At 60.1% G+C, this 8,459-nt stretch carries 6 protein-coding genes and 1 pseudogene; 1 reads left to right on the forward strand and 6 read right to left on the reverse strand.

What is annotated here, in order from left to right; translation table 11 throughout:
* Positions 1 to 76 precede the first annotated feature (76 nt).
* A complete protein-coding gene (locus PspCFBP13528_RS13725; protein WP_137200397.1) occupies positions 77 to 2,464 on the reverse strand; it encodes a hypothetical protein in 2,388 nt (795 codons plus the stop codon).
* Between the two features lie 166 nt (positions 2,465 to 2,630).
* Positions 2,631 to 3,524, reverse strand: coding sequence for an AraC family transcriptional regulator (locus tag PspCFBP13528_RS13730; protein ID WP_057721141.1), 894 nt, complete (start codon positions 3,522 to 3,524; stop codon positions 2,631 to 2,633).
* A gap of 261 nt (positions 3,525 to 3,785) precedes the next feature.
* On the opposite strand from PspCFBP13528_RS13730, the gene PspCFBP13528_RS13735 reads away from it, so the two are divergent.
* A complete protein-coding gene (locus PspCFBP13528_RS13735) occupies positions 3,786 to 4,838 on the forward strand; it encodes an NAD(P)-dependent alcohol dehydrogenase (RefSeq protein WP_065887924.1) in 1,053 nt (350 codons plus the stop codon).
* On the opposite strand, the gene PspCFBP13528_RS13740 is transcribed toward PspCFBP13528_RS13735, so the two are convergent.
* From PspCFBP13528_RS13740 to PspCFBP13528_RS13760, 4 genes and pseudogenes are all read right to left on the reverse strand, one after another.
* On the reverse strand, positions 4,839 to 5,642 hold the full coding sequence (locus PspCFBP13528_RS13740) for an IclR family transcriptional regulator (protein ID WP_065895466.1): 804 nt from the start codon (positions 5,640 to 5,642) through the stop codon (positions 4,839 to 4,841). It lies immediately after the preceding gene.
* A 185-nt stretch (positions 5,643 to 5,827) separates the two neighbouring features.
* Positions 5,828 to 6,793: an L-arabinose ABC transporter permease AraH gene (gene araH / locus PspCFBP13528_RS13750; RefSeq protein WP_137200399.1), complete on the reverse strand. Its 966-nt coding sequence runs from the start codon at positions 6,791 to 6,793 to the stop codon at positions 5,828 to 5,830.
* Between the two features lie 19 nt (positions 6,794 to 6,812).
* Positions 6,813 to 8,312, reverse strand: a complete 1,500-nt coding sequence (gene araG / locus PspCFBP13528_RS13755; protein ID WP_137200400.1) for an L-arabinose ABC transporter ATP-binding protein AraG — start codon at positions 8,310 to 8,312, stop codon at positions 6,813 to 6,815.
* Positions 8,309 to 8,459, reverse strand: a pseudogene (locus PspCFBP13528_RS13760) (arabinose ABC transporter substrate-binding protein); the annotation flags it as partial. The pseudogene PspCFBP13528_RS13760 and the gene araG, both read right to left, overlap by 4 nt.

The following is an 8,459-nucleotide window of genomic DNA, read 5'->3' on the forward strand; positions in this document are numbered from 1 at the left end:
CTTGCTCCGGCCGAATCGATGGTCTCTTCGATTCGGCCGGAGCAAATGCTGTCAGCGTCTTGAATTGCCGACCGGCTCAACTGACAGCATTCGTCTTCAACGACTCCAACAATTCAACCATTTCCTCGAAAGACTGGTTATCCGGTTGAATCTCCTCCCTCAGATTCCAAATACTGTAGCGGTCATCGGACTGCGCCAGGTTCACCCCTGCCTTCCTGGCCGAACCAAAATCCACCGGAAAACACTTCTGAGTGTTGGCGTCGTAAAGAATATTCCTTGCAGCCAAATCGTTATGAGCAATACCAGCGCTTTCCAACTCAGCCAGCATATTCAACAAGCTGGCCGACAAGCCCTCAGGCAAGGCTTTCCCTCCCGCCATCAGTTGTTCCAGCGATTCTCCCGGCACGTTGGGCATACGCATATAGGAAACGGTGTCGGCTGCATTACTGCCGAGGAACGTCGCGCGCTCCCCTCCATAATATCGGTTGAACAACGCCACCTCATTTTTCATATCGGCAACGCGCTCGGCAGTCGGCAGAGGGAAGGTGACTTTGATCACATAGTCGGCATCGTCCGGGTCGGCATAAACCATCGCACGGGAGCCAAACCCGACGGGGTCTTTCAATCGGCCCTCAAGTTCATCCAGACCGCCGCCCACGACACCTCTTCGCTGCCAGATACCCTGTGCATCAGGCGCGGCAACAATTGCGCTACTGGCCAACTTGTCGGGGTCATGCGGATCGACTACACGCAAAACGTAATGCGTGCCGTCGCCGGCATCCGGTGCATGAGCGGCGTAATAGGTTCTGCCACCCAACTCGATTTCCCGCATGCCTGGAAAAGACGAGCCCGCATTGGGCGCCCTCCGCAATTGCAGGTCGCTTGTCTGTGAGTTAACTTTCCAGCGGTAATGTTGAACGGGAGCGCTATTGGTTAACGAGGGTTCTCCCAACCCTGCGTCTGCCCTCGCGGTCGCAATTTCATGGACCAGTTGCAACCCTGATATCACTGCAGCGGCGCTGCCGCCAACTCGATCGTTTTGCGTCATGCCATTAATGGCGTCATGGACCCCAAAGACAATGTTGCCGGTATTCCCAATGACGGGCAGGTAACCGAAAGTACTGCCCCAAAACGCTTTGGCGGCCTTCCAGTTCTGTTGCGACGCCCCAAAAACCTCTGTCTGGTCGGCCCATATCGCGTTTTTTGCATTAACCGCCTGGAAATGAGGGGCAATGCCGCTCTTCAGATCGCCGAATTTCAAGTAATAATCGCTGTCTCTCGATTGCGTGTAATTGAATGTCTCGCGAACGGGTACGGCCTTATCCGCAAGCCAGTTTTTTCGGCCTGGGTACGTGACGCTATTACCGTGAATGAGCGTATCAAGAACATAGTCTGCCCTCGGCCAGTGCGCATCTTCGCCACCCTGGCGGTCACTGGCGTTGAAACTGTTCACTACGTGAGCGCGATTTCTTTCGGCCCATTTGGCAAAGTCATCATCTGCGTGCAATTCACTGACAGTGCCGTGTCTCAAGTCGACCATCAGGCCTTCATTAGGCCGATGGTCATAATCACCGTGATATTGAACATAAGGAACAAAGGCATAACCTGCCAATGAGTAGCCGTATATATTTGGAACAACGACGTTCCCGTTTGCTTCAAGTGTTCGAATGATAGCTTTCTGGCCCGCTAGCGTAAGCTGGCTAAAGGCAGCCTCGTCGTCACGTAGGCCTTGTAACGTCCCTTTGACCACATAGGCGTCTGCTTTCCCAGAGCGCTTTGCGAGTTCTCCGTTGGGATCGCGCATCGGCCTGGATACCTCTTGCTCCCAATGATCTTGAAGTGTGCTGCCCAGGGATTGGAGGTCTTTGATCGTATTTTTGTCCTGCGCGTTGATATGCATACCCTGGGCATTCAACTGGCCCCCCGGCGCTACTTCATCGTGTTTCAAAGCGCCGGCTGCGATTTGCCATGCGAAGTAGGTGCGCTCCTCCTGATTAGTCAAGTGAGAGGCGCCATTGAGCTCCTTGACATACGAGTTGAACGTCACCGTGATTTTTTGATGAGGGTCGTACCCCGCCGCCAGCAACCCACCGCTGAAATAGCCTGCGGGTTCCAAAAACGGGCGAATGTGCTGGAACCTGATATTGCTTTGGCCTTCGTCGCCAGTTTCTATCGTTTTGAGCTGCGCGACGACGCGACCGGCATAGGCATCGATTCGCTGTTCACGCTCGCCAAACGTATACCTCGGGCCGGGCGGCGTTACATCCAGCGAGCCGTAAATCACATGCTTGGAGAAATCAAGTTCGTGATTCGGATCAGGAAGGGATGTCGTGCTTTTTACGACATCCCCTGTCGTGTCCACCACACGGTCGACCTCTCCCGCGGTTACAGTGTGTGCTGGCAGCGAAGCAACGGATTGTTGAGTGCTTACAAGAATCGTATGAGTGAGGGGCTGGACTTTCACGTGGAATACTTCCTGGGTCCCAGGACGTTTATTCGCCTGATGCAAGCGTGAGTGCAACACGCGCGAGGGCAGTTCCACGACCACCCTGCCGGAGCAGTCATCAGGTATTGCAAGCACACCGAGCCCCATGGACGAACAGTTCACTTGGCGGGGTTACCCGGCAGATTCAGGCAGCCCGCTCTTCACCAGGATTACGCAGAAAGTAACGCTTGTACTCGCGACTGAACTGCGACGTACTCTGATACCCCACGCTGTGCGCCGCCTGCGCCACACCCATGCCGTCGACCAGCAGCAACTGCTGGGCCTTGAGTAACCGCAAGCGCTTGAGATACTGCACCGGCGACAACAGCGTGCAGCGTTTGAAATGTTCGTGGAAGGTTGACGCACTCATGTGCGCGAAACCGGCCAGCGTCTCGATATTCAGCGGTTCGGCGTAATGGGCATGCAGGTGGTTCAGGGACGTGGCAATCCGCGAAAACTGCCCTTGCTGTTCCACCAATGCACGCAACACATCGGCCTGTGGCCCACGCAACGCGGTGAATAATAATTCGCGCACCCGCGCCGGCCCCATGATCCGGCTCTCCAGCGGATCGTGCAGGCATTGCAACAGCCGTTCGACGCACCCGCGCATGGCGTCATCGAGCACCACCGAACTCATCGACTCCAGGGTCTGCGCCGCCGGCGGTGGTCCGGCTTGCATGCCCATCGCCATGACCAACTCGCCCAGCACCACTCGATCAATTCCGACCGTCACGCCGAGCAAAGGCGCCCCGGGGGCCATGGCAAACGTCTCGCACTCGAACGGCACCGGCATGGCCTGGATCAGGTAGTGCCCGGCGCCGTACTCCAGCGTACGCGGACCCAGATAGGCGACCTTGCTGCCCTGAGCCACGAACATCAGGCTCGGCTCGTAGATCTGCGGCCCACGCGCCACGTCGCAACTGGCGCGCAACACCTTTACGCCCGGCAGGTGAGTCGGCGAAAAGCCGTCACGGGACGCAAGCCCCTCAATCAAGGAAACCAGAGTGGCGTTGGCGTCGAGATGGCGGGTCAACAGCATAAAAGCGGTTCTCGGGGGGTGGGGGGGTGGGGGTCAGTGAGCTGTGAGCTGCAAGCTGCAAGCTGTGAGCTGTGAGCTGTGAGCTGTGAGCTGTGAGCTGTGAGCAGGTTACAGTTTATAGCTTGCAGCTTGAAGCTTGCCGCATTTAGCTGCCCCTCCGGAGCTTTAGGCATGAGACTCGGAGCAATCGCCATGGCCGCCTGCAGGGTCGGTGAGGAGAATGGACCGCCTCACTTTTCAATGCGTTTGCGAGGTTTCCTCATGTACACCGCCATCGGTTACGCCGCCCAGTCGGCCACCACTCCCCTCGCCCCCATGTCGTTTGAACGCCGCAGCCCGCGCGCCGATGATGTGGCCATCGAGATTCTCTACTGCGGCGTGTGCCACTCCGATATCCACCAGGCACGCAACGAATGGGGCATCGCGGTTTACCCGCTGATGCCCGGCCACGAAATCGTCGGCAAGGTCACTGCGGTTGGCGCCAGCGTCACCTCCCATAAGGTCGGCGACTTGGTGGGCGTGGGCTGCATGGTCGATTCGTGCCGCCACTGCGACGCCTGCAAATCGGACCTCGAGCAATACTGCCTCGAAGGCCCGACCATGACCTACGCCACCCCGGACCGCGTGGACGGCAGCAACACCATGGGCGGTTACTCCGACAGCATCGTGGTCAGCGAACACTTCGTGGTGAAGATCCCGGCCAAGCTCGACCTGGCCAGCGCCGCGCCGATTCTCTGCGCAGGCATCACCACCTACTCGCCGCTCAAGCACTATGGCGTGAAGGCCGGTGACAAGGTCGGGATTCTCGGCATGGGCGGCCTGGGCCATATGGGTATCAAGTTCGCCAAGGCCATGGGCGCCGAAGTGACGCTGTTCACGCGCTCGGCGAGCAAGGCCGAAGAAGGCCGTCGCCAGGGCGCCGACCATGTGATCGTGTCCACTGATGCCGAGCAGATGAAAGCCGCCGCCGGGCACTTCGACTTCCTGCTCGACACCATCCCGGTGCAGCATGACCTGAACCCCTACCTCGACGTGCTGCGCTTTGACGGCGTGCATATCCTGGTCGGCCTGATCGAGCCGGTGGACCCGCCCGTCAATGCCGCCAAATTGGTATTGGGCCGTAAAGTGCTGGCCGGCTCGTTGATCGGCGGCATTGCCGAAACCCAGGAAGTCCTGGACTTCTGCGCCGAGCATGGCATCACCTGCGACATCGAGATGCTCGACATCCGCCAGATCAACGAGGCTTACACACGGATGATCGCCGGTGATGTGAAGTATCGCTTCGTCATCGACATGGCGACCCTGAAGGCCTGATCAGGCCTTCGCGCCCAGTTGTGCCGACAGCCGAGCCGCGACCTGTTTGATCACAGGGATCAGCTCGGCCATTTTCTCCAGCGGCATGTAGGGCACGGTACTGGCGATGCTGATGCCGGCGACGATTCGCCGGCTGGCGTCGCGCACCGGTGCCGCGACGCAACGGATCGACGGTTCGTTGTCTTCCAGATCGAACGCATAACCGCCCACCACGTATTCATGCATGCGCTGCTCGAACTGCGCCCACGACTGCTCGGGGTGCTGCGGCCATTGCAGGTTCTTGCCCCCCGCCGGCAGACTGACGTCGTACAGGCGCTGCCACTCCTCCACGCTGTCATCGAGCATCAACGCCTTGCCGATGCCGGTGCGCGCCAGCGGCATGCGATGGCCCACCCGCGAGCGCATTTCCGGCCCATTGCGGCCGGGGTTCTTGTGCAGGTAGAGCACTTCGTCGTATTCGCGAATCGCCAGGTGGATGGTGTCGCCGGTGAGGGCCGACAACTCGTCCAGGTAGGGCACGGCCAGGTTTACCAGCGGCAGTTCTTCGCGCGCCTGGAAGCCCAGTTCGATCAGCTTGGGCCCCAGCAGGTAACCGACTTGGGGTACCACACGCAGGTAACGCTCCTCCACCAGGCAACTGGCCAGGCGATGGGTGGTGCTGCGGGTGGTACCGATACGTCGGGCGATCTCTTTCAGATCCCGCGCACCGGCCGCCACCGCCTGCACCACGCCCAGGCCACGCAGCAGGGTCTGGGTGCCGGTGGGGGCGGTGTCTTTGACGGGGGAGTGAGCGTTTTCCTGCATGTCGGGCCTATTGGGAAGTACGAAAACGGCGCCATTATGGCAAAAGCTGCCCTTCTGAACACAGGACATCCAATGTGGGAGGGGGCTTGCCCCCGATAGCGGTGGGTCAGCTTGCACATCTGTCTACTGATAGACCGCCATCGGGGGCAAGCCCCCTCCCACATTTAGTCCTCACATGGCATGAGTCAGCGTTGCTTCAGGCGGTCGATGATGACGGCCAATAGCAGGATCGAACCCCGAATCACGTACTGGTAAAACGTATCGATGTTCTTCAGGTTCATCGCGTTCTCGATGATCGCCAGGATCAACACCCCGGCAATCACATGGCGGATCATGCCGATACCGCCGCTCAACGACACCCCGCCCAGCACGCACGCCGATATCACTGTCAGCTCGAAACCCTGGCCGATCATCGGCTGGCCCGAGGTCATGCGCGAAGCCAGGATCACCCCGGCCAGTGCGCCGACCAGGCCGTGTACGGCAAAGATGATGATCTTGGTGCGATCAACGTTGACCCCCGCCAGCAGCGCCGCTTCCGGGTTACCGCCGATGGCCATGGTGTTGCGCCCGTAGGTGGTGTAATTGAGCAACCAGCCGAAGAACACAAAGCACAACACGGTAATGATGATCGGCACCGGCACGCCCATCAGCTGGCCATTGCCGAACACGAAAAAGCCTTCATCCATCACCCCCACCGCCTTGCCGTTGGAGAAGATGTAGGCCAGGCCGCGGACGATCTGCATGGTCGCCAAGGTCGCGATCAGCGCGTTGATGCGCAGCTTGGCGATGACGATGCCGTTGATCAGCCCCACCACCAGGCCCATGGCCAAAGCCGCCGACACGCCGAGCATCACGCTGTCGGTGTCGCGGATCACGATGCCCGCCACCACGCCGGCGCAGGCGATCACCGAGCCCACCGACAAGTCGAAATGCCCCGACGCCAGGCAGAACAGCATGGTGCATGCGGCGATGCCCACCGTGGAAATCGCCAGGCCCAGCCCGCGCATGTTCAGCGGCGAAAGGAAGTTGTCGATGAACAGCGCACTGAGCACGAAGATGGCCAAGGCGGCCAACAACATCACCCAGTCGTCGAGAAACTTGCGTTGATTGAACCCTGGCCAGAAGCCTTTTGCCGTTTTTACCTGAGACATACCCGTGCCCTCGAATTCTTCAAGCCCGCGTACGCGGGAGTGCCAGTTGCAACAGCCGTGCTTCATCCGCCTGTTCGCGGGGTAGCTCGCCTGTGAGGGTGCCTTCGCTCATCACCAGGATGCGGTCGGAAATGCCCATGACTTCCATCAGGTCGCTGGACACCACGATCACCGCGATACCCTGGGCCGCGAGGTTGTGGATGATCTGGTAGATCTCGGCCTTGGCGCCGATGTCGATGCCGCGCGTGGGCTCGTCCAGCAGCAGCACTTTCATCGGCATCGACAACCAGCGGCCGAGAATGGCCTTTTGCTGGTTGCCGCCGGACAGGTACATGATTTTCTGTTCGGCGCTCGGCGTCTTGACCTTCATGGCCTTGATTTGCCCGTCGGCGTTGCCCTTTTCCCAGCCATCGCGCAACAGCCAGCCGAACGCCGAATGCGCGCCACGGGCACTGATGTTGATGTTTTCGGCGACGCTGGACAGCGGGATGATGCCCTCCTTCTTGCGGTCTTCCGGGCACAACAGCACGCCGGCCGCGATGGCATCGCGCGGTGAGCGTAACTGCAGCGGCTCACCGCACAACTCCAGGCTGCCGGCACTGGCGCGTTCCAGGCCGCTGAGCAGGCGGAACAGTTCGGTGCGCCCTGCCCCCACCAAGCCGAACAGGCCGAGGATTTCACCTTTGCGCACATTGAAACTGATCGGTTCGCGCAGGCCGGGGCCGAGCAGGCCGTCAACCTTCAGGGCGACGTCGCCATGCTCGCGCGGGCGATAGTCGTAGATGTCCTGGATATCGCGCCCGACCATGCAGGTCACCAACTGATCGTGGCTCAGCGCGCTCATGTCCTCGAAGGTGCGCACGAAGCGGCCGTCCTTGAACACCGTCACCGCATTGCAGATACGGAACACCTCTTCCATGCGATGCGAGACGTAGAGCACCACTTTGCCCTCATCGCGCAGGCGCGTGATGATCGCCATCAAGCGGTCGATCTCCCGCGCCGAGAGGCTGCTGGTCGGCTCATCGAAGGCAATCACATGGGCGCCACGGGACAGCGCCTTGGCGATTTCCACCAATTGGCGCTGGCCCAGGGACAGGCGCCCGAGCTTTTCCTCGGGATCGATTTCATCGGCCAGGCCTTTGAGGCACGCCAGCGCCTGCTGGCGCAGCACGCCGCGGTTGACCACGCCAAAGCGCGACGGCAGATGCCCGAGGAACAGGTTTTCGGCGACGGTCATTTCCGGCACCAGGTGCAGCTCCTGATGGATCACCGCCACACCGCTGGCAATGCTGTCGGCGGCGTTCTTGAAGGCCATGGTCTGCTCGCCGATCTGCACCGTGCCGCTGCTGGGAATATAGGCGCCGCCGAGGATCTTCAGCAGCGTCGATTTACCCGCACCGTTCTCGCCCATCAGGGCGTGCACTTGCCCCGGGTGGGCGGTGAAGCTGATGCCATCGAGCGCCTTGACCCCAGGGAAGGTTTTGCCGATACCGTCAAAACGCAGGGCCGCAGCGGTCATTTCCACAGCCCGATCTTGGTCAGTTCTTCCTGGAAATTGGCGCGGGTGATCAAGGTCACTTCGTCCATGGCGGTGTATTTGGCCGGTTCCTTGCCGGTGGTGACCCACTCGTACATTGCCAGCGCGGTGTTGTAGCCCTCGATATGC

It is taken from the genome of Pseudomonas sp. CFBP13528 (genome assembly GCF_005233615.1).
Lineage (GTDB): Bacteria > Pseudomonadota > Gammaproteobacteria > Pseudomonadales > Pseudomonadaceae > Aquipseudomonas > Aquipseudomonas fluorescens_AM.

Bases quoted from the DNA above. Each gene is read 5' to 3' on its own strand.
- PspCFBP13528_RS13730 (WP_057721141.1), bottom strand. From the start codon at position 3,524: ATGCTGTTGACCCGCCATCTCGACGCCAACGCCACTCTGGTTTCCTTG.
- PspCFBP13528_RS13735 (WP_065887924.1), top strand. From the start codon at position 3,786: ATGTACACCGCCATCGGTTACGCCGCCCAGTCGGCCACCACTCCCCTC.
- PspCFBP13528_RS13740 (WP_065895466.1), bottom strand. From the start codon at position 5,642: ATGCAGGAAAACGCTCACTCCCCCGTCAAAGACACCGCCCCCACCGGC.
- araH (WP_137200399.1), bottom strand. From the start codon at position 6,793: ATGTCTCAGGTAAAAACGGCAAAAGGCTTCTGGCCAGGGTTCAATCAA.
- araG (WP_137200400.1), bottom strand. From the start codon at position 8,312: ATGACCGCTGCGGCCCTGCGTTTTGACGGTATCGGCAAAACCTTCCCT.